Raw genomic sequence first — 23210 nt, 5'->3', positions numbered from 1 at the left:
TTTTCTTTTTCAAACATAAGCATCAATTTATTGGTGCTTTTTTTTATTACCAGTTCTAAAAAAATAATACATACATTTACCCCGATAAGTTCTTTACATACTTCATCAACCGAAAAGGTTTTACTTAACTGTAGATTAATAGGGAATCGTGTGCAAATCACGAACTGTCGCGCAACTGTAAGTAACACACCAAAAGTTTTTATCCTAGTATATCCACTGCCAAAAGCGGGAAGGATGATAAAAGCTGTTATAAGTCAGGAGACCTGCCTATTCGGATATTGACAATGCTTTCGCGATTTGAAGCTTTTGGGTCATACCGATGATATATTTTTAACGCACACTTTCTTTATGAAATGCTGTGCTTTTTTGGTATGTCATTATTTTTCCTCAAACATCTTATCGTTTTTAGCATTGCGAAGCATCTAAAAGAGCTTTTAAAATTAATGTTTAATTATAAAAGTTTAAAAGAAAATGCAAACGCACATTCTTGGCTATCCGCGTATTGGTAGCAACAGAGAACTCAAAAAAGCCTGCGAGCAATATTGGTCAGGCAAAACTAGTTTACAGGAACTTCTTGAAACAGGAAGAAATATCTGTCAACAAAATTGGAAAACACAACAAGAAGCAGGCATAGACCTTATTCCTTGTAATGATTTTTCTTATTACGATCAGGTGTTAGACATGACGCTTACTGTTGGAGCTATTCCTAAACGTTACAATGAAGTAATGTTAAAAACTTCAAATTCTGAACTTGACCTTTACTTTGCTATGGCAAGAGGATATCAAAAAGATGATCTTGATATCACTGCTATGGAAATGACTAAATGGTTTGACACCAATTACCATTATATCGTTCCTGAATTTTATAAAAATCAGGAATTCAAACTATTTTCTAGCAAAATTGTTAATGAGTTTGTCGGAGCTAAACAAGCAGGGATTAATGCTAAGCCTGTAATTATTGGTTTGGTTAGCTACCTTCTTTTAGGTAAAGAAAAAGAAGAAGGTTTTGATAAATTAGATTTAGCCCCAAAACTACTCCCTGTATATATTGAAATTCTACAAGAACTTCAAACACAAGGTGCAGAATGGATTCAATTTGACGAACCTTTTTTAGCATTAGATTTGAGTGAAAAAGCCAAAGAAACCTATCAATTTATCTATAATGAGATTAGAAAAAAGTTTCCTAAACTAAAGTTTATAGTTACTACTTATTTTGAAGGTTTAAAAGACAATCTTTCATTAGCTAACATACTTCCTTTAGACGCATTGCATATCGACTTAGTTCGCTGCGAAGAACAGCTAGATGATGTATTGAATACTCTTCCTAAAAATAGAATCTTATCGTTAGGTGTTGTAGATGGAAGAAACATTTGGAAAAATGACTTTGAAAAGTCATTACAGCTAATAAAAAAAGTCACTGATAAGTTAGGTTCTGAAAAAACCTTTATTGCTTCTTCTTGTTCTTTGTTGCATTCTCCTTGTGATTTAGATTTAGAGATCTCTCTTGACACTGACATTAAACAATGGCTTTCTTTTGCTAAACAAAAACTTACCGAAGTAAGCTTATTAAAAGAGTTATCTGAAAACACTAGTGATGAAAATATTTTAAATGCTTATGAAGAAAATAAAAAAGCTATTGCCAATAGAAAATCTTCAGCATTAATCCATCATAACGATGTAAAACTACGTGTTGATTCCATTAACGAAACAGATTCTAGAAGAAAAAATAGTTTTTTAATTCGTAAAGAAGCACAAGAAAAAGTATTGAATTTACCGCTATTCCCTACTACAACCATTGGCTCCTTCCCTCAAACTAAAGAAGTAAGAAGCTGGAGAGCTCAATTTAAAAAAGGTATCTTAAGTAGTGAAGATTACAAGTATTTGCTAAAAGAAGAAACTCAAAAAACCATTCAATGGCAAGAAAAAATAGGGTTAGATGTATTAGTTCATGGTGAGTATGAGCGAAACGATATGGTAGAGTATTTTGGTGAACAACTTGCCGGAGTTACATTTACTAAAAAAGGTTGGGTTCAAAGTTATGGTAGTCGTTGTGTAAAACCTCCTATTATTTATGGGGATGTACACAGACCACACCCAATGACTGTTTATTGGTCACAATATGCACAATCTTTAACTGACAAATGGGTTAAAGGAATGCTTACAGGCCCTGTTACTATTTTACAATGGTCGTTTGTGCGTGACGATCAACCTCGTAGCATTACTTGCCAACAAATTGCACTGGCTATACGTGATGAAGTTAGAGACCTAGAAAATGCTGGTATTAGAATTATTCAAATTGATGAGCCTGCTATAAGAGAAGGTTTACCATTACGAAAATCAGGGTGGAATGATTATCTAAAATGGGCTATTGAAGCTTTTAAAATTTCTTCTTGTGGTGTAAATGACGCTACACAAATACATACACATATGTGTTATTCAGAGTTTAACGACATTATTCAAAGCATTGCTGAGATGGATGCCGATGTAATTACTATTGAATGTTCTCGCTCTCAAATGGAGTTGTTAAACGCTTTTGCAGATTTCAAATATCCGAATGAAATTGGACCTGGGGTTTATGACATCCACTCACCAAGAGTTCCTTCAAAAGAAGAAATGGTTGAATTACTACAAAAAGCACAAAAAGTTATTCCAGCTTCTCGTCTTTGGGTAAATCCTGATTGTGGTCTTAAAACTAGACATTGGGATGAAACTGAAAAAGCTTTAATAGCTATGGTTTCAGCTTCAAAAGAAGCCTCTTTAAGCTATAATGCTAACACCTTAGAAACTGTAAATTAATAATAAAGTGCCTGAAAAGAATATTTCAGGCACTAATTATACTAACATATATAAAATGACCACAGAAGAAAAAATAACAAAGTCGGAAACACGTATTTTCAAAGCCGTATTTCCAAATACAACCAATCATTATGACACCCTTTTTGGAGGAACCGCTATGCAACTAATGGACGAAGTTGCTTTTATTACAGCAACACGATTCTGCAGGCAAAAAGTTGTAACCGTAAGTAGTGATAAAATTGATTTTAAAAAGCCTATCCCTGCTGGAACTATTATTGAATTAGTAGGAAAAGTAAGTTATATAGGTAACAAAAGTTTAAAAGTTACTGTTAAAATTTTTACTGAACAGATGTACTCTCAACATAGAGAAAAAGCCATTGAAGGTGAATTCACCTTTGTTGCTATTGATGAAAATAAAACCCCTATTGCTGTCATAAAAACTGGCACTGAAGAACTACATTACTCACAAGAACATAGTTAAAACTAAATAGAAATTTTGAAAGTATACCCTCATAAGAGATTACATCTTCAAATAAAAATCTTTCGTAAGGTTAATATAGGCATCAGTGTACTGGTGCCTTTTTGTTTCTATTATCAACTCTTCTTCTTGGATTGTAGTCTCTACAAAGGACATTTCTAATAAACTACGTTTGATTTCAGTAGTAGGAGTTCCTTTTACTCGACAAACTCTGTGTAGGTATAAATTATGATTTTTAGCTAGTTCTATAAAATTTTCTTCTTCTTTAAACGGTATAATAGTTGAAAACTTTCCATACTCCGACAATATTTCACTCACTCCTTTCAATAACTCTTCAAAAGATAATGAACTCGTAAAGCGCGCTTTGTTTCGCGATACATCTTCTGTTTCGTAGTTATCAGTATAAAATGGTGGATTGGATACAATTATATTATACTCTTCTTCATCTTCAGACATTTCTTCTGCAAATTCCACAAAAGAAGCATTGTAACAAAAGAGTCTATCTCCCCAATCAGACTGCTCAAAATTCTCAACCGTTTGCTCATAAGCGTTTGTATCAATCTCAACTGCATCAATAGTCATCGCATCACTTCGTTGTGCTAACATTAACGAAATGATTCCTGTACCAGAGCCAACATCTAATATTGTGTCTGGAAACTCTCCTAAATTACACCACGCTCCTAATAATACTGCATCGGTACCAACTTTCATCGCTGTTTTGTCTTGATGCACTGTAAACTCTTTAAATTTAAATGGTTTCATTTATAAAAATTTTCCAAGAATTTTTTCTGCGTTGAAAAATAAGTACAACACAACAATTAATAAAACTACTAAAAACAACCCTCTTTTAGGATTCCCTCTTTTTCGATTACCGAAACGTCTTTTAAACTCCATTTCTTTATTTTCTAATTTCTACATTAATCACGTAAAATATCACGTTATAATTTTTGTTCCTCGTAACATTTCTCTTTTACCTGGAGGCCCGGGTAAACGCTCAACATCAAAACCTACTGCTTGCATTGCTCGTCGTACACTTCCCTTTGCTGAATAAGTTACTAAAACACCCTCTGGTTTTAACGCAGCAAACATAATTCTAAAAATATCCTCAGTCCACAAATCGGGTTGTACTCTTGCTCCAAAAGCATCAAAATAAATCAAATCAAAACTATTCTCATCGGTAATTTCAGCAAAAAATTGTTTGCGTTTAGTTAATGAAAAATTGGGAGTAATGTTGTGTTTTTCTTCCCAAGAAACTTCGTGAATTTTTTCAAAAAATTCTCTTTTATCATCGGCGTCCAACTCCGCAACATAATTTAATTTTGCTACTTCTTCTTTAGCTACAGGATATGCCTCTACTCCAACATAATCAATCTCCTTTTTAGCTTCCAATAACGTGATAAAAGAATTAAGTCCTGTACCAAAGCCTATTTCTAGAATAGAAACACTTTTAGTGTCTACATACTTCAGTCCATTTCTAATGAATACATGATATGCTTCTTGTATTGCTCCGTGTTTAGAATGATATTGTTCATTCCATTCTGGTAAATGAATGGTTGTAGAACCATCTGACGTTATGATAATTTCTCGTTTTATAACTAAACTATTTAATTAGTAATTTTTTAATCCTAGGTATTGGTCCAGTGCAAGTTGTTTTATGGCAGGCAATACAACTATTTACAGCTTTGTTGAAATTTTGCTTTATAGAATCTTTTGAACCCAAATATACTTGCTGTATATTTTGAATATATAATTTTGAAAAAGCTTCAAAACTTGCATTTCTATCTGCTGGGTCTGTTAAAACAGCACTATGAATATTCAAGTAAGTTTCAGGAAAGTCACCTATTGGCTCTCCTTCTAAAATCTTATTTTTAACGGTCATATTCCCTTCGTACATAGCATTCATTAAAGCTGCCATTTCAGAAGACTGATACATTATAAGTTCCTCTTTTGGTTGTTTCTTTTCCTCTTTTTTGCAAGAAAAAAGCACCAAAGACATCAATAAAACAATAATTAATTGTTTCATTATTTTTTCATTAACACTCCATCTGCTTCAAAAGCATAGGTGTATTTTGGTTCTATAATTTTTGCTATTTCTTCTTCTGATTTTCCTGCATCTTTAGCATAATGTTGTAATTCATCAACAGAAATCTCAGTAACAAAAGCTTTACCGTTTACTACCACTTCTTTATTATCTGCATTTAAAGGCATGAAAAAACCATAATCTTTAAAACGCACCATTGACTCTTGTTCTTCCCCTAAATCTAACTTCATCCAACACCCTTTTTTCTTACACACTTCATTTATCGTTGAAGTAAATTTTATGTTTAGAGTATCCCCTTTTTTTAAGTTTTTGAATTTTATTCGCATTTCTTCAGCAGAAATAGCATTGCTATCTGTAATCTCATCTCCAAAAGACGCATAGGCAATCTTTTGTTCTTTAATACCATTCGCAGCAGGAGCTGCATCTTTCTTTTCAGTTTTACAAGCACTAAACATTACGCTTAAAAGCGTAGCAAAAACTAGTAGTCTTTTCATTTTCAAAAAATTAAAATTAACATATCAACAAATATACTCATATTTCTTCAAGCTGGTAGTTAACCTCAAAACATACCACTAGATTTCGTATCTTCGTAGCACTTCTAAAACAATCACATAATGAATATTGATATTGAGCTTATACAAGAGTCTAAAATAAATACGGTAGATTTTAACAACTTAGTGTTCGGTCGCACTTTTACTGACCATATGCTAGTTTGTGACTTTGCTAATGGAGAATGGAAAACACCTAAAATTTTACCTTATGGACCTTTAACTTTTGAGCCTTCTGCTAGGGTTTTTCATTACGGGCAAGCTGTTTTTGAAGGAATGAAGGCTTATAAAGATGAAAACAATGATGTCTTTTTATTCCGTCCAGATGAAAATTTTCATAGAATTAATAAATCTGGGGCTCGTTTAGCAATGCCTCCAGTTCCTGAAAATGTATTTTTTGAAGGGTTAAAAAAACTTCTTGAGATAGATGATGCATGGATTAAGAAAGGAATAGGAAACTCGTTATATATTCGTCCGTTTATTATTGCTTCAGAAGGAGCTATTGCTGCTTCACCTGCTGAAGAATATAAATTCATAATTATTTGCTCACCTGCTCAATCATATTATGCTGGTGAAGTTAGAGTACTATTTGCTGAAGAATATAGTCGTTCTGCTGACGGTGGTGTTGGTTTTGCCAAAGCCGCTGGTAACTATGCTGCTCAATTTTACCCTACTAGTTTAGCACATAAGGAAGGGTATCAACAAATTATTTGGACTGATGCAAACACCCACGAATACCTTGAAGAAGCAGGTACAATGAATATCTTTTTTAGAATAGGTAATAAACTTATAACTGCTCCTACTAATGATAGAATTTTAGATGGTGTTACTCGTAAATCAATTATTCAACTTGCAAAAGATTATAATATAGATATTGAAGTTAAAAGAGTTTCAGTTGCTGAAATTAAAGAAGCTGCTAGACAAGGTGAACTGTTGGAAATTTTTGGTTCTGGTACTGCTGCTGTTATAAATCCTATAAAAGGATTTAAACACCAAAACGAAACTTTTGAATTACCTGAAACAAATGATTCTTATGCTTCTTTCTTTAAAGAAAAACTACTCAACATTCAGTATAACAAATTAGAAGACAAGCACAACTGGAGAGTTAAAATTTAATCATTTCATTTAAAAAAGCTATATTAGTAAACGGAATTAAGTTATTTTAATAAAAAATTCTAAAGAAATGAGAAATATTATACCTGCTTTATTATCAATAGGAGTTGGTTTTGTTATTTCATTTTTTGGATTGGATTTCTATTCTAATTCATTAGAAAATGAAAATAATATCATAGCCCAAAGTAATAAAATTACTTCTTCTAAAGAAGACACTCCTGAAGAGCCCTTATCTGTTGATAATTCCTCAACAGGTTCTTTTTCCGTTGACATCGAAGACATTCAAAAGAACTTTGATAACTGGGAAGCTTATGCAAAGGAAAACATTGATTTAATGTCTACCTTTATTCCTCTAGATGATGAAGGTGCAGCTATGGAAAAAGGTATCTTTTTAACCTTACTACGCACAGGCGCTTATATTCCGATTAAATCGGAAAAAAAAGGTAAAGTACAATACCAGCTTACTGGTATTGATGCTTCTTCTGATGAAAAAATAAAAAAATCAATCGTTAGTAAGGCTTCAATAGCACATCAATATTTTAAGATGGAAGGCAAAAAACTTCCTGATTACAATTTTGTTGATTTAAATGGTAACGCTCACAATAAAGCGGATACAAAAGGAAAATTATTAGTGCTAAAGTGCTGGTTTATTACATGTAAGGTATGTGTAGAAGAGTTTCCTGAATTAAATGAACTGGTTGATAAATACAAGGATGATAAAATAGAATTTGTTAGTTTGGCTTTTGATAAAAAAGATGAATTGATTAAATTTTTAGAAACTAAAGAATTTAAATACCCTACTATTCCTGAACAAAAGGATTATATGGCTAAGAAACTAAAGGTTAAACAATATCCTACACATTTAATTGTAGATGCTAATGGTATTATTATTAAAATGGTTAATAATGTAAAAACATTAACATCAGAATTAGAAAGAATTATGGGTAAATAAATAGAAAAACAAAATGTAAAAAAGCTCCTTAATAAGGAGCTTTTTTATTTATCTAAAATTTCTTTAATGTTTGGTTTAAAGTAATTTGGTCCTTTCAGTACTTTACCATCTTCACGATAAATAGGTTTACCGTCTTCTCCTAACTTACTCATGTTACTTCGTTGTATTTCATTGAATACTTCTTCTATTTTATGTTGCATACCGTGTTCTATTATAGTTCCACATAAAATATACAATATATCGCCTAAAGCGTCTGCTACCTCAACCAAATCGTTATTTTGTGCTGCTTCTAAATACTCTTCATTTTCTTCTTTCATTAAATTATAGCGAAGTAAGTTTCGTTCTTCTCCAATGTTTGCTGTTGGTTCATTTTTTATTCCTAACCCGAAAGCTGAATGAAATTCGTGTACTGCTGCTATTCTTTTTTTCATTATAGTTATGATTTTAATTCAATAGTTATTAGTCAATAATGTTTTTATTTATATCATCATTTGACACATTTTATGGTTTTACCATACTTTTTTTAGTTTTTTTATTCCTTTATATATTTTAAGTTATTTAACTTTAAGAAACTCAAAAAAAATAAATTATGTTAAAAGAGATTTCTAAATTAGGTTCAACCCTAAATAAAACTGAACAAAAATTAATAAACGGTGGTACAGGTCGACCTTTACCCTGTAGCTCTGCCCCAACTTATTACAATGGATATTGTTACTTATGTGGTGAACAATACGAGATAGGCTCTAGTTACTGTTAGAATTAATAGAAAAGCGGACTTGTTTCGCTTTTTTGTTTACACTTTAACTTATCTAAAGTATTATGTTGCCATTTTTAAAATTCTTGCTGGTACTATTTTTAGTACCCAAGCTATTAACCTCCATCTTTTTGAGATATAAGCTACTCGTTTTTTTCGTTTTATTGCTACATAAATTTGATTAACTGCTTTTTCTAGAGGAACCATCCAAAAAATACCATCACCTAAAACCATTGCTGTATCAACAAACCCCGGACGGATATCTGTAATAAAAACTTTTTTTGTTTTAATAGATTTTGTTTTGATATACAAACTCTCTAAATACGCTTTTTGATATGCTTTAGAAGAGAAATAATCTGGTGCTGCTCTATTTCCACGTAGTGAAGCGATAGAAGAAATACCAACTAAATGACCAAAACCTTGTTTTTTAAACAATTTATAAGCTAATGCATATAGTTTTGTTACACCTAAAACATTCGTGTTTATAGTTTGCTCTTGTTTATCCCAGTCTAACTTTGGGTTTACAAATCCAACTCCTGAAGATTGTATCACCAAATGAACTTCTCCTAATTCATTTACTAACTCATTAAACACTTTTTCTACCTCATCTACTTGTTGGATATCATTTTGCTTAATAAGTATTTGATTAGAATACCTCTTCTTTAACTCTTCCAATTTTTCAAGCCTTCTCCCGGTTACCGCTACGATATAATTTTCTTGTATTAGTTTTTCTACAAGTCCTTTTCCAATACCAGAAGTGCCTCCAAAAATAATTGCTGTTTTAGTTTTTTTCATTCTAAAATCATTCTTTAACTTTGCTAAAAATACAATTTTATGTTTATACTTATTGCTGCAAAAATGTTTACTACAGGTAGAATTATTTTTGCGAGTTTATTTGTTATAGCTTTTATTCTTTTAATGTATTTTAGTTATAAAAAAGATGCTAAAAACAATAAAAAGCATTATCAAAATGGAGCTTTATACGTTGCCATAGCAATAGCGGTAGTAATTGCGTTATTGTTTTTATCAAAATTATTAACTAAATAATAAAACTCTTAAGAGTTTCTTATAAAAGCAAAAAACCGATTCTTTTCAGAATCGGTTTTTTTTATTCAAGTTTATAACTTTTTAATTTTTTATTGGTAAGAAGTTATAGTTTTTAGCGTAGAACTTCATTTGCTCTTCAAACGTTTCTGGTTGCTTAATCTTAATATCAGTAATATTTCCTTCAGTATCAGTTACTGGCTCTAATACTGGATTTACAAATCCGCTATAAGGAGCTGATGTAAATTGAGCATTACGATCTAAAACTTCTTTATGAATATCTTGATCTACTTTTACTCCATAACCTTCCACTAATGCTTTTGCCGCTTCAAAATCTCCTTCAGATTTAATTCTTTGTGTTTCTTTTAATAAACGCCCGAAAATTTCACGAAGTTTTTTATAATCATTAATATTATAAAAAGTTTTTCCATCTCTGGTAACTTTTTCAATTACATTATCTTTCGCTCCTTGCTCAAAAGCCCAAGCTGAAACCCATTGACGGTTTACCATGTGATCTTCTTCAATATCGTCTCCTAAATTAATTCTAATTAACTGTGTCATTAATCCATTTCTGATATACCCGTCATAAGCAGCTTTTCCTACTTTTTGCCAATCATCAACTAATCCTAATTCTTGTAATTTAGGATCCATTAAGTAATAAAGTCCAACTAAATCTGCTCTACCCTCTTCCATTGTAGAAGCGTAGTTTTTCAAAGTTTCTTTTGGTTGACCAACTCCGTCGTTAATTACACCTGAAGCATGCCCAATTACCTCGTGTAATGCCGTGTGTAATTTATCTGCTAACTTCCCATATTTAATCTCTAAATCAATTTCTTCTTGATCGTTAGCAAACTCTGTTAAACGTCCAGTTCCTCCAGCATTATTATAAGATCCTATGATATTTCCTAACGATACCGATTTAGAACCGTGTTGTTGACGAATCCAGTTATTGTTTGGCAAATTCACTCCAATTGGAGTACTTGGAGATGCATCTCCTGCTTCACCAGCGACATTTACTGTTTTATACGAAACCCCTACAACATCTTTCTTTTTGTGACTTGGATCTAACGGAGAATTATCTTCAAACCATTGTGCTTTGTCTGATAATACTTTCATCTTTTTAGACATATCAAAGTCTTTGATTTGTACAATTGTTTCGTACGAACCTCTATACCCTTTAGGATCATTATAAACTTCAATAAAACCATTAATCCAATCAATATTTCCTTCTGTAGATTCAACCCAAGCAATTGCATATTCATCCCAAGTATGTAAATCTCCTGTTTTATAGTATTCGATTAATAACTCTAAGGTTTTTGCTTGCTTTTCATTTTCTGCTACTTCTTTAGCTTTTTCTAACCAATAAATAATTTTATCGATTGCTTGTCCGTACATTCCACCAGACTTCCAAACTTTCTCCACTAGTTTTCCATTCTCACGAACTAGCTTCGAGTTTAATCCTGCCTCAATTGGTTGCCCTTCTGGTCCTTTATCAGCTTTCGCATAAAAGTCTTCTACATCTTTACTTGTAATATCTGCTCCGTAAAAATTTACTGCTGATGCTAATACATTATCCACTCCAGCTTTCTTGTTTACTTTTTTAGCATCTTTATCATTAAAAATAACTTCTAATGCTTCCGTAGATAACTCAGTATTAGTTTCTTTTAACAACGTTTCTAAATACTCTTTAGAAAATGTAGGTTTTAACTTATCGTTAGAGTAATGATGATGGATTCCGTTAGAAAACCACACTCTTTTCAAATAGGTAGTGAATGCTTTAAAATCTTCACTTTCTTTATCTCCTTTGAAGCTATTGTTAATATTTTCTAAAGCTGCTCTAATTTCAAGATTGTGACGGTAGTTTTGATCCCACATAATATCACGTCCAGATAAACCAGCTTGTGTTAAATAGTACACTAATTTTTTTTCTTTTAGTGTTAACTCATCAAACCCTGGAATTTGATAACGTAACACTTTTATATCAGCAAATTGCTCAACAACATATTCAAATTCTTTTGCCTTTTTTTCTACTACTTTAGGCTCTTTTTTTGCGTCTACACCACAAGAAGTTAATACTCCTGCTGCTGCAAACACAAAAAGCATTTGTTTTAGTTTCATTTATATATTTTTAAATTTATTTTTTGAACGCTAAAATTACGAAATTTAAACTTCATGATATCGGAAACAGTCGGTTGTATGGTCGTTTACCATTCCTGTCGCCTGCATATGTGCATAAATTACTGTTGAACCTACAAACTTAAATCCTCGTTTTTTTAAATCTTTTGAAATCGCGTCAGAAAGCTCTGTTGTTGCCGGTACTTCTTCTCTCTTTTCAAACCTATTCACTATCGGTTGTCCATTAGTAAAAGCCCAAATATATTTTGAAAACGTACCAAACTCTTCTTGTACTTTCATAAAAGCCTGAGCATTGGTTATAGTCGCTTTTATCTTTAATTTATTTCTTATAATTCCAGCATCTTGAAGCAATTCTTCATATTTGTCTTCAGAGTATTTTGCTATTTTTTTATAGTCGAAATTATCAAATGCCTTTCTAAAGTTTTCTCTTTTCTTCAAAACTGTAATCCAACTCAAACCTGCTTGGAAAGTTTCTAATATTAAAAACTCAAACAGCTTATCGTCATCATATACAGGCACTCCCCATTCATTATCGTGATACTCAATATATAGTGGGTCATCACTAACCCAAAAACATCTTTTCTTCATTTTCTATTATTTAATGCTGAAAATTACTGTTAAACAAATTAAAAATCAATGAAAAATGGAATAATTTTTGCAACTTTATAATTACAAACCACACTGATTATGAAAACCTTACAACATATTCTTTTTCTTAGTATTATTGGAATTATGATATGGGCTTGCAGTTCCTCGCCTATAAAAAATACTTCTAACACTCCTAAAGAGGAACCAGTTGTAATTGCTAATGATAGTTTAGAATATGAAATTATAATTATTGACCCTGGTTTTACTACTTATTTAAACAGTATAGCCAAACCAGAAGGCTTTTACTCACAACAATACCTCGAAAATAAAAACCGTTTGTATGTAAATACATGGAATTACCGAGCTAGAAATCCTTTACAATTTAATTCAAACGTTTATGAAAACGTAATTGATTATAGTCCACACGTTGATTATGGCTATGAAGTAAACTATAAACTTTTTAATTATTTTGAGTTCGCCCAACGAAAATACCGCATGAATTTGGGTGTAGGAATAAATCGTTAGAACTAGTAAAACCTTAGTAAAAGACGTCTTTCGAAAAACTGTATATTTGCTCAAAAAAATTAACCATACAACATGAAGTTTTTAAGAAATTTACTCGCCTCTATTCTAGGTTTTTTTATTGCCCTATTTTTACTGTTTGTTTTCTTTTTTATTATTGCTTCTTTTATTGGAGCTGAAGAGGAAATTGTTGTAAAATCAAACTCGGTTTTAGAATTAGATTTATCAACTCCTATTAAAGATTATGCTCCAAAAGAAGACAATCCTATTGCTGAAGCTCTAGAACTAACAGATGAAAAATTGGCTTTAAACAAAATTATCAACGCTATTGAAAATGCAAAAACTGATGATAAAATAAAAGGAATAAGTATTAAAACACCTTTTGTTAATGCTGGTATTGCCCAAACACAAGCCATACGAAACAAAATTGAAGAGTTTAAAGAAAGTGGTAAGTTTGTATATGCATATAATGACATTTATACTCAAAAAAATTACTACCTAAGCTCTGTTGCTGACAGTTTATTCTTAAACCCAGTTGGAGCTATTGACTTTAGAGGTTTATCTACCGAAATTTTATATTTCAAAGACTTTGAAGACAAATATGGTATTAAAATGGAGGTTATTCGTCACGGAAAATATAAAAGTGCAGTTGAACCTTTCTTGGAAAATGAAATGAGCGAAGCTAACCGCGAACAAACCACTTCATTTTTAAAATCAATTTGGTCAGAAATCACAGATGATATTAGTAAGAGTAGAAACATTTCTATTGAAAAACTAAACCTTATTGCTGATAATTCTAATGGAAGAAATATTACTGTAGCAAAAGAAAATAATTTAATAGATGCTTCTATTTATGAAGATGAATACGAAAAGAAGTTAGCTATGGGTTCTGATAAGAAAGTAAATACTATTTCTATTGAAGACTACATAAACTCTGGAAAAGGAAGAATTTCTTCTACTGCTAAAGATAAAATCGCCGTGATTTATGCACAAGGTGATATTGTGTATGGAGAAGGAAGCGAAGACTATATAGGACAAGGAATTATAAACAAAGCTATCAGAAAAGCCCGAAAAGATGATAATGTAAAAGCTATCGTACTTCGCGTAAATTCACCTGGAGGTAGTGCTTTAGCCTCTGAATTAATTTGGCGTGAACTAGAATTAACAAAAAAAGAAAAACCTTTAGTAGTTTCTATGGGTAACTATGCAGCTTCTGGAGGTTACTATATTGCTTGTAATGCTAACAAAATTATTGCAGAACCTACTACAATTACAGGATCTATTGGAGTTTTTGGAGCCATTCCTAACTTTAGTCAATTTACCGATAATATTGGTATCAATGCAGAACAAGTATCTACTAACAACAGCGCTTCTTATAGTGTTTTTGAGCCAATGAACCAGAAATTCTACGATGTAACTAAAGAAGGTGTTGAACAAATCTACACTACTTTTGTTAACCGTGTTTCTGCAGGGCGTAACATGACTTTTGAGCAAGTAAACGAAATTGCACAAGGTAGAGTTTGGACTGGTAAAGAAGCTATTGAAAATGGCTTAATAGATCAATTAGGAGGATTAAATGACGCTATTAAAGTTGCCGCTGAATTAGCAGAAGTTCAAAATTTTAGAGTTCGTAATTACCCTAATTACAAAACTGACTTAAAAGAGGCTCTAAAATTCTCTCCATTCATGAAAGCTTCAAAAGAAGAAATACTTAAAGAAACTTTAGGTGATGAAAATTACCAATTATACCATAATATTCACAAAATGAAAAACCTAAAAGGAATTCAAGCTAGAATACCCTTTGTATTTCAAGTGAAGTAAAAAAGAAAAGCCTCGACAATGTCGAGGCTTTTTTTATTATAATCTAGTTTATTCGTAACTATAAGTAGTATTTATAGCAATTGATTCTTCACCAGCAACAGCTACTCCTTTTCCTATTAAAGGGTACCCATCCGAATCATAAGTATAATCTACAGTTAAAGTACCTATAACGTTATCACCTCCGTCTTTATAGATAATCTTCGTTACGTTATTTAATGGTAATAATCTTCTAGCTTTAATTACTTCTGATGCTTGAGGACTTACACCAAAACTAACATCAACTCCATCTAAAATTTCAATAAGCCCAGCAGATTCTAAAGTAGAAAAATACATATTTGGCTTATTGTCATAAAATATTTCTGCTGTATAATTTTCAACAACATTCATTTCAGTTTCCCAATCATAAACCTCAACTTGAAATAAAACTTTACTAGGATTTTTGTTAGAATCATATTCTAATGCCATTCCTGTTTCATAAATATTATATGGTGATTGATACAACTCTTCTATTGAAAGGCTTTCTGAAAGATCGCTGTCTTCTGTCACCTTAATAGTACTCCCGTCATTGCTATAGTTTATTAAAGTAGCGTCTGTTCCATTTGTTCCAGAAACACTTACCAATTCTTTTTCAGCATTATACATAAACTGTGTAGTAATTGTTTCATTTTCTTGATTTGTCGCTGCAACAGTTTTTAATCTTTTCTTTTTAGCTTCTCCGTTAACCTCATCAAAATCGTCTGAAGCAGAGCTACTACATGAGGTTAATAATACTACTCCTAATCCAATAGCAAAAACATACTTTAATTTTTTCATTTTTTGTGATTTTTAATGAACTTATTTTTATTGTTCAAGCAAAAACTAAGTATTTCCCCCTACATAAAATCTTTAAGACAATTAATAGAAATGAGTAAAAGAAGAGAACAGCAATTTTTAGCAATTTGAAAAATATAAAAAACAAGTTCGGTTTATATTGTTTTTAAATTTCATACAAAAATAGCTGTATAAAAAAATACCTGCAATAAAATTACAGGTATTTTTCACTATGTTTTTATTTCGTTTATTACAAACTGAAACTCTCTTTTACTTTAGACACATAATCTAATTTTTCCCAAGTAAACAATTCAACTTCCATTGTTTTACTTTCTCCATTAGGTTGTGTAAATGTTTTAGAAACTACTTCATTTTTTCTTCCCATATGCCCGTAAGCTGCTGTTTCACTATACATTGGATTACGTAACTTTAAACGATCTTCAATAGCGTGTGGACGCATGTCAAAAATTTCAGAAACTTTTTGAGCAATTTCTCCATCAGTTAAATCCACTCTTGAAGTTCCGTAAGTATCTACAAAAATACCCATCGGTTCTACTACTCCAATAGCATACGATACTTGTACTAAAACCTCATCAGCCACTCCAGCAGCTACTAAATTCTTAGCTATATGACGTGTTGCATACGCTGCAGAGCGATCTACTTTACTTGGATCTTTTCCAGAAAATGCTCCGCCACCATGTGCTCCTTTTCCTCCATAAGTATCAACAATAATCTTACGGCCTGTTAACCCTGTATCTCCATGAGGTCCACCAATTACAAACTTTCCTGTTGGATTAATATGATATTTAATATCATCATTAAATAACGCTTGAATTTCTGGAGTTAATTGTGCTTTTACTCTAGGAATTAAAATCTCAACAATATCTTTTCTAATTTTAGCTAACATTGTTTTATCATCAGCAAAATCATCATGTTGAGTAGAAACTACAATTGCCTCAATGCGTTGCGGTACGTTATCGTCAGAATACTCAATAGTTACCTGACTTTTAGCATCTGGACGTAAATAAGTAATTTCCTTATTCTCTCTACGGATTGCTGCTAATTCCTTTAAAATTATATGTGATAAATCTAACGCTAACGGCATATAATGCTCAGTTTCGTTTGTCGCATAACCAAACATCATTCCTTGATCACCTGCTCCTTGCTCTTCTTTTGAAGCTCTATCTACTCCACGGTTAATATCATCTGACTGTTCATGAATTGCTGATAACACTCCACAAGAATTACCGTCAAACATATACTCACCTTTGGTATATCCAATTTTATTAATTACCTCACGAGCAATTTTTTGAACATCTAAGTAAGTAGAAGACTTAACTTCTCCTGCTAATACTACTTGACCAGTTGTTACTAATGTTTCACATGCTACTTTTGAATTTGAATCAAAAGCTAAAAAATTATCTATTAGAGCATCAGATATTTGATCTGCTACTTTATCTGGATGTCCTTCAGAAACACTTTCTGAAGTAAAAAAATATGACATAAATACTTTTTTTTTAAATTTAACTAAAAGAAAAAATCTGAATTGCTAAGTCGCTAAAAGGAGTAGAAATTACTGCTTTAGCATTTTTATTTTGAATCATTGTTCAATGAGGTTGCAATCAGTCAAATTTTTCCTCAAAATATATTTGACAAAGTTATAGATTATTTTACATACACAAAAACAAACTTACACGTAAATAAATAGAAAGTATTGATATTATGATAATAAAAAGTAATTTTTGTAAAATTGTATTGGTAAAATATTTGTTTACATTTGTACGTAAATAAATAAGAAAATAACTTTAGATAAAACATAAATAAAATGGCATTAGAAATTACAGATGCTTCTTTCGAAGAAGTAGTATTAAAATCTGACAAACCAGTATTAGTAGATTTTTGGGCAGCTTGGTGTGGACCTTGTAGAATGGTATCTCCTATCGTTGATGAAATTAGTAATGAATACGATGGTAAGGCTGTAGTTGGAAAAGTAGATGTAGATGCAAACCAAGAATTTGCCGCTAAGTATGGTGTAAGAAACATACCAACTGTATTAATCTTCAAAAACGGAGAAGTTGTAGACAAACAAGTTGGTGCTGCTCCAAAAAAAGCATATACAGATAAAATTGATGCTGCTTTATAAGTAAAGATATTATTTGATATTATAAAAAAGGTTTGGCTATCGCCAAACCTTTTGTTATTTTCGGTAATCTATGATTGATTTAAACAGTACTGCTTCAAAAATTAACAACCTTGAGCTACTTGCTAAACAAGTGGTAGAAGGCTTTATTACAGGAATGCATAAAAGTCCATTTCACGGATTTTCAGTTGAATTTTCTGAACACAAACTCTACAACAAAGGAGAAAGTACTCGACATATAGATTGGAAGCTATTTGCCAAAACTGAAAAATTGTACACTAAAAAGTACGAAGAAGAAACGAATCTTAGGTGTCATATAATCATTGATAATTCTGCGTCGATGCATTATCCTCCAAGCAATAATGAATCAATAAATGATTTAAATAAGATTGGTTTCTCTGCAGTAGCAGCTGCCTCTTTAATGGATATCTTAAAGCGACAACGTGATGCTGTTGGTTTAAGTATTTACTCTGACACTTATGAATACTATGCTCCAGAAAAAGGTAGTGAACGTCATCGTAAAATGTTATTACATCAATTAGAGCATTTATTATCATCTAATTCTACTTCAAATACAAAAACCTATCAATACTTACATGAAATAGCAGAGAAGATTCATAGAAGGTCTTTAATTTTCTTATTTACCGATATGTTTCAAACTTCAAAGAATGAAGAAGAACTTTTTAATGCTTTAAGACATCTAAAATTTAATAAACATGAAGTAGTATTGTTTCATACATATGATAAAAAAACAGAATTTTTGTTTGATTTTGATAACTCACCAAAAAAATTTGTGGATGTTGAAACTGGAGAAGAAATAAATTTATACGCAGAAAATGTACAGCAAAAATATCAAGAATTGAGCTCCTTTTTTTTCAAAAACCTAAAAAACAAATGCTTACAATATAAAATAGATTACATTCCTGTAGATATTAGTGAAGGTTATGATAAAGTGCTTATAGCTTATCTTATCACTAGACAGAATTTTTTATAAATAACTCTTTTTTATTTAAAAAAAGGTTATATATTTGCATCCGCTTAGAGCAACGGTCTGGTAGTTCAGCTGGTTAGAATACATGCCTGTCACGCATGGGGTCGCGGGTTCGAGTCCCGTCCAGACCGCTAAAGTTTCTCTAAAACATATTGCTTAAAGCAACGGTCTGGTAGTTCAGCTGGTTAGAATACATGCCTGTCACGCATGGGGTCGCGGGTTCGAGTCCCGTCCAGACCGCAAAAAGCTTCTCATTTTGAGAAGCTTTTTTCTTTTTTACACTTTTTTAAAAAAAAATTTGGTTTAGTTAAATTTATTTCTAAGATTTGTTCCGTACAAAAAACACAAATACAATGATGTTACAAAACGTATGGCAAGGTTTCTATTTTTACTTTTACTTTTTTAGTAAGAGACGAGACTTTGTATCATATTGTTAACCTAACAAAAAATATATACCCAATCAAAGTCTCGAATTTATCGAGGCTTTTTTTTTGATGTAAAATGAAAAAAATAGCCATTCAAGGAATACAAGGAAGCAACCACCATATTGTTGCAAACAACTACTACGGAGAAAACATCGACTTACACAAGTGCTTATCTTTTGACGTATTGGTTGATAGCCTTATTAATTCAAGAAGTGAGCAAGCAATTATGGCTTTAGAAAACACCATAGCAGGCTCAATCATACCCAACTATGCCCTAATTGACAAGTACAATTTGCATATTTCTGGTGAGTATTACTTGTCTATACATCATCATTTAATGGCGTTACCTGACCAACGAATTGAAGACATTACTGAGGTTTGTTCGCATCCGATGGCATTACTACAATGTAAAGAATTTTTCAAACAACATAAACACATTAAGTTAGTTGAAGATGTTGATACCTCTGCTGTTGCAAAAAGAATCGCAGACCAAAAATTAAAAGGAGTTGCAGCAATTGCACCTAAAATGGCTGCTGATATTTTTAAATTATCAGTTATTGAAGATGAAATTCAAACGATTAAAAATAACGCAACTCGATTTGTATTTCTTCAAACAAGTCTTCCAAAAAATGGTAAAAGTGAAATCAATAAAGCTTCATTAAAATTTGAACTAGATCACAAAAGAGGAAGTTTAGCTACAGTGCTAAATGTAATGAGCGACTGTAAATTAAACCTTACTAAAATACAATCGCTCCCCAAAATCGAGACGCCTTGGAAGTACTCTTTTTTCGTAGATGTAACTTTTGAAAAATATGAAGATTACGAAAAAGCAAAAGCCATCATACAAATTATGGCAGAAGAATTTAAAATATTAGGCGAATACAAAAACGGAAGATTATGATACAGTTTGCCAATCGATTACAAACCGTGCAAGAATACTACTTCTCTAAAAAATTACAAGAAGTACGTCAATTAATTTCAGAAGGTAAACCAATTATAAATATTGGAATTGGGAGCCCTGATTTACAACCTCCAACATCAGTATTGAAAGCTATTCAAGATAGTTTACAAGATACTGGAGCACATAGTTATCAGAGTTATCAAGGCTTACCTGAATTTAGACAAGCTGTTTCAAGTTTTTATCATAAAAACTATCAAGTTAGTATTAATCCTGCTAACGAAGTACTTCCCTTAATGGGAAGTAAAGAGGGAATTATGCATATTTCATTGGCTTTTTTAAACGAAGGAGATCAGGTATTAATTCCTAATCCAGGATACCCGACCTATAGTTCTGTGACCAATTTATTAGGAGGAGAACCTATTTTTTACGAGTTAGAAGAAACAACTAACTGGCAACCTAACTTTGAAGCTTTGGAAAAACTCGATACTTCAAAAATAAAGTTGATGTGGGTAAATTATCCACACATGCCAACAGGTGCTGATGCTACCAAAGAAACTTTTCAAAAGTTGATTGACTTTGGAAAAAAACATAACATAGTTATTGTAAATGACAATCCGTATAGCTTTATATTGAATGAACACCCTCAAAGTATTTTACAAATTGAAGGCTCAAAAGATGTTGCTTTAGAATTAAACTCAGTAAGTAAATCTTTTAACATGGCTGGATGGCGTGTTGGAATGTTATTAGGCAAACCTGAATTCTTAACTGAAATTTTAAAAGTAAAAACTCAAATGGATTCAGGTATGTTTTATGGAATTCAGAAAGGAGCTACCAAAGCATTAGAACTAGATAAGGATTGGTTTACTCAACTAAACAACACCTATAAAAAAAGGCAAAAACTAGTGTTTGAGTTAGCAGAAAAATTAGGATGTACCTACGATAAAAACGCATCTGGAATGTTTGTTTGGTGCAAACTTCCTGATGGAAAAACATCTGAAGAAATGATTGATGATTTATTATATAATAAACATATTTTCGCTGCCCCAGGAACTATTTTTGGCAGTCAAGGCGAAGGTTACATTCGTTTTTCATTGTGCGTTCCAGAAGAAAAGATTAACGAAGCAATCAACAGAATATAATGAACGTATTTATCATAGGACTAGGATTAATCGGCGGAAGTTTTGCCTTAGATATTCAGCTAGGATTTAAAAATGCTACTATCTACGGAATAGATTCCAACGAAGAGCATGGAGACCTTGCTTTAGAAAGAGGAATCATCCATCAAAAAGCGACTCTTTCAGAGTTAAAAAATGCAGATATAGTCATTATTGCTATTCCTGTTGATGTTTCACGAGAGGTTATTTTGAAAACATTGGATAATATCTCTGATACCTGTTTGGTTTTCGATGTAGGTTCGACTAAAGAACTAATTTGTGATGCTGTTAAAAACCATCCGAAAAGAAGAAATTTTTTAGCAACACACCCTATTGCTGGAACTGAGTTTTCAGGACCCAATGCAGCATTGACAAATTTATTTAGAAATAAAACTAATATTATTTGTGAGGTAGAAAAAACAGCTTTCAAATTACAGGAAAAAGCATTAGATATATTTTCAAAATTAGGAATGCGTATTCGATACATGGATCCAAAATCGCACGATAAGCATATAGCCTATGTATCACATTTATCACATATCAGCTCTTTCATGTTAGGTAAAACAGTTATTGAAAAAGAGAAAAACGAGCGTGATATTTTTGATATGGCTGGTAGTGGATTTGCTTCTACTGTGCGTTTAGCAAAAAGCTCACCAGCAATGTGGACACCTATTTTTGAGCAAAATAAAGAAAATGTTATTGAGTCTCTGAATGAATATATTCATAACTTACAACAATTCAAAACTTTATTAGAAAACAACGATTTTCCAGAAATCTATATAGAAATGGAAAACACCAATCATATAAAACAAATATTAAATGGAATTTTAGAGGGAATACCTCAACAATAAGAATATCAAAAATGGAGAATACAAAAGAGTTAAAAAAATGGTTAGATGCTTTCGGGTTAGGGCATCCACTAGTAATTGCAGGACCTTGTAGCGCCGAAACAGAAGAACAAGTACTACAAATTGCACACGAATTAAAAGATACAGATGCTACTGTTTTAAGAGCTGGAATTTGGAAACCTCGTACAAGACCAGGTAATTTTGAAGGTGTGGGTGCTTTAGGGCTAAAATGGTTACAAAAAGCAAAGCAAGAAACAGGAATGTTAATTGCTACTGAAGTAGCCAACAAAGATCACGTAAAACTTGCAATTGAGCACGACGTAGACATCTTATGGATTGGTGCTCGCACTACCGTAAGTCCTTTTATTGTTCAAGAAATAGCAGATGCTTTAGAGGGTACAGATAAAATTGTTTTAGTAAAAAACCCTGTAAACCCCGATTTACCATTGTGGTTAGGTGCCATAGAACGCTTGTACGCTAAAAACATTAAAAAACTAGGGGTTATTCATAGAGGATTCTCTACTTACGAAAAAACAAGATACCGTAACAATCCTGAATGGCAAATTCCTATTGAATTACAAAACCGTTTCCCTGATTTACCACTGATTTGTGATCCGTCACACATCGCTGGTCGTCGTGATATTATTTTTGATGTTTGCCAAACTGCCTTAGATTTAAACTTTGATGGTTTAATGGTTGAAACTCATTACGATCCAGATAATGCATGGAGCGATGCAGCTCAACAAATTACTCCTAAATCATTAATTCAAATGATGATTGATTTAAAAGTTAGAAAAGCCACAGATACAGAAACTGAATATAGAAACGCATTGAACACCTTACGTACTCAAATTGACGTAGTAGATCATCAATTAATTGAAATGTTAGGTAAACGTATGAAAATAGCAGATTCAATTGGTAAATTGAAAAAAGAGAAAAACGTTGCTATTTTACAAACCAAACGATGGAACGAAATACTAGGTAAAATGATTTTAGAAGGTGATGAACGTGGTTTAAGTGAAGAGTTTGTACTTAAAATGTTCAAAGCAATACATCAAGAAAGTATCAATCATCAAGAAAAAATTATCAACAACTAAATATTAAATCCCGCAAAAGCGGGATTTTTACATTGAGTTTTCTAATTTATT

General features: G+C 31.9%; 24 protein-coding genes, 2 tRNA genes and 1 riboswitch. Of the genes, 16 read left to right on the top strand and 10 right to left on the bottom strand.

All coding sequences use genetic code 11. The features are described from left to right. Positions 1-98 precede the first annotated feature (98 nt). A riboswitch (cobalamin riboswitch) is annotated at positions 99-285 on the top strand. A gap of 186 nt (positions 286-471) precedes the next feature. Together metE and D6200_RS13760 are read left to right on the top strand one after the other, a co-directional pair. Next, positions 472-2796: a 5-methyltetrahydropteroyltriglutamate--homocysteine S-methyltransferase gene (metE, locus tag D6200_RS13765; protein ID WP_073181816.1), complete on the top strand. Its 2325-nt coding sequence runs from the start codon at positions 472-474 to the stop codon at positions 2794-2796. 55 nt (positions 2797-2851) lie between these two features. After that, complete coding sequence (locus tag D6200_RS13760) at positions 2852-3277, top strand: acyl-CoA thioesterase (protein WP_073182683.1); 426 nt, start codon at positions 2852-2854, stop codon at positions 3275-3277. Positions 3278-3316: 39 nt separating this feature from the next. On the opposite strand, the gene D6200_RS13755 is transcribed toward D6200_RS13760, so the two are convergent. The 4 genes from D6200_RS13755 to D6200_RS13740 form a co-directional block, all read right to left on the bottom strand. After that, complete coding sequence (locus D6200_RS13755) at positions 3317-4036, bottom strand: tRNA1(Val) (adenine(37)-N6)-methyltransferase (RefSeq protein WP_073181818.1); 720 nt, start codon at positions 4034-4036, stop codon at positions 3317-3319. 171 nt (positions 4037-4207) lie between these two features. Beyond that, complete coding sequence (mnmD, locus tag D6200_RS13750) at positions 4208-4867, bottom strand: tRNA (5-methylaminomethyl-2-thiouridine)(34)-methyltransferase MnmD (protein WP_073181820.1); 660 nt, start codon at positions 4865-4867, stop codon at positions 4208-4210. A 7-nt stretch (positions 4868-4874) separates the two neighbouring features. Next, on the bottom strand, positions 4875-5297 hold the full coding sequence (locus D6200_RS13745; RefSeq protein ID WP_073181822.1) for a hypothetical protein: 423 nt from the start codon (positions 5295-5297) through the stop codon (positions 4875-4877). Next, positions 5297-5809, bottom strand: coding sequence for a DUF4920 domain-containing protein (locus D6200_RS13740; protein ID WP_073181824.1), 513 nt, complete (start codon positions 5807-5809; stop codon positions 5297-5299). Before D6200_RS13740 ends, D6200_RS13745 begins: the two co-directional genes overlap by 1 nt. A gap of 120 nt (positions 5810-5929) precedes the next feature. On the opposite strand from D6200_RS13740, the gene D6200_RS13735 reads away from it, so the two are divergent. Together D6200_RS13735 and D6200_RS13730 are read left to right on the top strand one after the other, a co-directional pair. After that, a complete protein-coding gene (locus tag D6200_RS13735; RefSeq protein WP_073181826.1) occupies positions 5930-6979 on the top strand; it encodes a branched-chain amino acid aminotransferase in 1050 nt (349 codons plus the stop codon). Between the two features lie 67 nt (positions 6980-7046). Beyond that, entirely contained in the window at positions 7047-7928 is an 882-nt protein-coding gene (locus D6200_RS13730) for a TlpA family protein disulfide reductase (RefSeq protein ID WP_053056649.1), read from the top strand. Between the two features lie 44 nt (positions 7929-7972). Here D6200_RS13730 and D6200_RS13725 read toward each other — a convergent pair whose 3' ends face one another. Then, entirely contained in the window at positions 7973-8359 is a 387-nt protein-coding gene (locus D6200_RS13725; protein ID WP_073181828.1) for a pyrophosphohydrolase domain-containing protein, read from the bottom strand. 158 nt (positions 8360-8517) lie between these two features. Between D6200_RS13725 and D6200_RS15355 the strand changes: the two genes are divergently transcribed. Further along, positions 8518-8685, top strand: coding sequence for a hypothetical protein (locus D6200_RS15355; protein ID WP_159432108.1), 168 nt, complete (start codon positions 8518-8520; stop codon positions 8683-8685). Between the two features lie 60 nt (positions 8686-8745). On the opposite strand, the gene D6200_RS13720 is transcribed toward D6200_RS15355, so the two are convergent. Further along, entirely contained in the window at positions 8746-9477 is a 732-nt protein-coding gene (locus D6200_RS13720) for an SDR family NAD(P)-dependent oxidoreductase (protein WP_073181830.1), read from the bottom strand. 39 nt (positions 9478-9516) lie between these two features. On the opposite strand from D6200_RS13720, the gene D6200_RS13715 reads away from it, so the two are divergent. Continuing rightward, positions 9517-9729 carry a hypothetical protein gene (locus D6200_RS13715; RefSeq protein WP_231128378.1) on the top strand — a complete coding sequence of 71 codons (213 nt, stop codon included), beginning with the start codon at positions 9517-9519 and terminating at the stop codon, positions 9727-9729. 81 nt (positions 9730-9810) lie between these two features. Here the strand turns inward: D6200_RS13715 and D6200_RS13710 are convergent, their stop codons facing one another. Both D6200_RS13710 and D6200_RS13705 read right to left on the bottom strand, forming a co-directional pair. Next, the gene (locus tag D6200_RS13710) at positions 9811-11844 is read right to left on the bottom strand and encodes a dipeptidyl-peptidase 3 family protein (RefSeq protein WP_073181832.1); all 2034 of its coding nucleotides are present in this window, start codon (positions 11842-11844) and stop codon (positions 9811-9813) included. Between the two features lie 45 nt (positions 11845-11889). After that, complete coding sequence (locus D6200_RS13705) at positions 11890-12450, bottom strand: DNA-3-methyladenine glycosylase I (RefSeq protein WP_047788590.1); 561 nt, start codon at positions 12448-12450, stop codon at positions 11890-11892. A gap of 99 nt (positions 12451-12549) precedes the next feature. Between D6200_RS13705 and D6200_RS13700 the strand changes: the two genes are divergently transcribed. Then, positions 12550-12975, top strand: coding sequence for a DUF6146 family protein (locus D6200_RS13700; protein ID WP_073181834.1), 426 nt, complete (start codon positions 12550-12552; stop codon positions 12973-12975). Between the two features lie 72 nt (positions 12976-13047). Continuing rightward, entirely contained in the window at positions 13048-14793 is a 1746-nt protein-coding gene (gene sppA / locus D6200_RS13695) for a signal peptide peptidase SppA (protein ID WP_073181837.1), read from the top strand. A 48-nt stretch (positions 14794-14841) separates the two neighbouring features. Here the strand turns inward: sppA and D6200_RS13690 are convergent, their stop codons facing one another. Together D6200_RS13690 and metK are read right to left on the bottom strand one after the other, a co-directional pair. Then, complete coding sequence (locus D6200_RS13690; RefSeq protein WP_073181839.1) at positions 14842-15606, bottom strand: hypothetical protein; 765 nt, start codon at positions 15604-15606, stop codon at positions 14842-14844. A gap of 247 nt (positions 15607-15853) precedes the next feature. Beyond that, positions 15854-17107 carry a methionine adenosyltransferase gene (gene metK, locus D6200_RS13685; RefSeq protein ID WP_073181841.1) on the bottom strand — a complete coding sequence of 418 codons (1254 nt, stop codon included), beginning with the start codon at positions 17105-17107 and terminating at the stop codon, positions 15854-15856. A 321-nt stretch (positions 17108-17428) separates the two neighbouring features. On the opposite strand from metK, the gene trxA reads away from it, so the two are divergent. The 8 genes from trxA to D6200_RS13645 all read left to right on the top strand — a co-directional run bounded on the left by trxA (position 17429) and on the right by D6200_RS13645 (position 23159). Next, positions 17429-17746 (top strand): thioredoxin, encoded by a 318-nt coding sequence (gene trxA, locus D6200_RS13680; protein ID WP_028892415.1) that lies wholly within the window; start codon positions 17429-17431, stop codon positions 17744-17746. A gap of 70 nt (positions 17747-17816) precedes the next feature. Continuing rightward, positions 17817-18737, top strand: a complete 921-nt coding sequence (locus D6200_RS13675) for a DUF58 domain-containing protein (RefSeq protein ID WP_073181843.1) — start codon at positions 17817-17819, stop codon at positions 18735-18737. Between the two features lie 54 nt (positions 18738-18791). Continuing rightward, a tRNA-Asp gene (locus D6200_RS13670) sits at positions 18792-18865 on the top strand. Between the two features lie 35 nt (positions 18866-18900). After that, positions 18901-18974 (top strand) — tRNA-Asp (locus D6200_RS13665). A 261-nt stretch (positions 18975-19235) separates the two neighbouring features. After that, a complete protein-coding gene (locus tag D6200_RS13660; protein ID WP_073181845.1) occupies positions 19236-20060 on the top strand; it encodes a prephenate dehydratase in 825 nt (274 codons plus the stop codon). Next, positions 20057-21199, top strand: coding sequence for a pyridoxal phosphate-dependent aminotransferase (locus tag D6200_RS13655; RefSeq protein WP_073181847.1), 1143 nt, complete (start codon positions 20057-20059; stop codon positions 21197-21199). The genes D6200_RS13660 and D6200_RS13655 overlap by 4 nt, the downstream gene beginning before the upstream one ends. Further along, positions 21199-22065: a prephenate dehydrogenase gene (locus D6200_RS13650; protein ID WP_073181849.1), complete on the top strand. Its 867-nt coding sequence runs from the start codon at positions 21199-21201 to the stop codon at positions 22063-22065. The genes D6200_RS13655 and D6200_RS13650 overlap by 1 nt, the downstream gene beginning before the upstream one ends. Before the next feature lie 11 nt (positions 22066-22076). Next, positions 22077-23159 carry a bifunctional 3-deoxy-7-phosphoheptulonate synthase/chorismate mutase type II gene (locus tag D6200_RS13645; RefSeq protein WP_073181851.1) on the top strand — a complete coding sequence of 361 codons (1083 nt, stop codon included), beginning with the start codon at positions 22077-22079 and terminating at the stop codon, positions 23157-23159. Positions 23160-23210 lie beyond the last annotated feature (51 nt).

Source organism: Tenacibaculum mesophilum, assembly GCF_003867075.1.
Classification (GTDB): domain Bacteria; phylum Bacteroidota; class Bacteroidia; order Flavobacteriales; family Flavobacteriaceae; genus Polaribacter; species Polaribacter mesophilus.
This window is presented reverse-complemented; position numbering and strand designations above follow the sequence as displayed.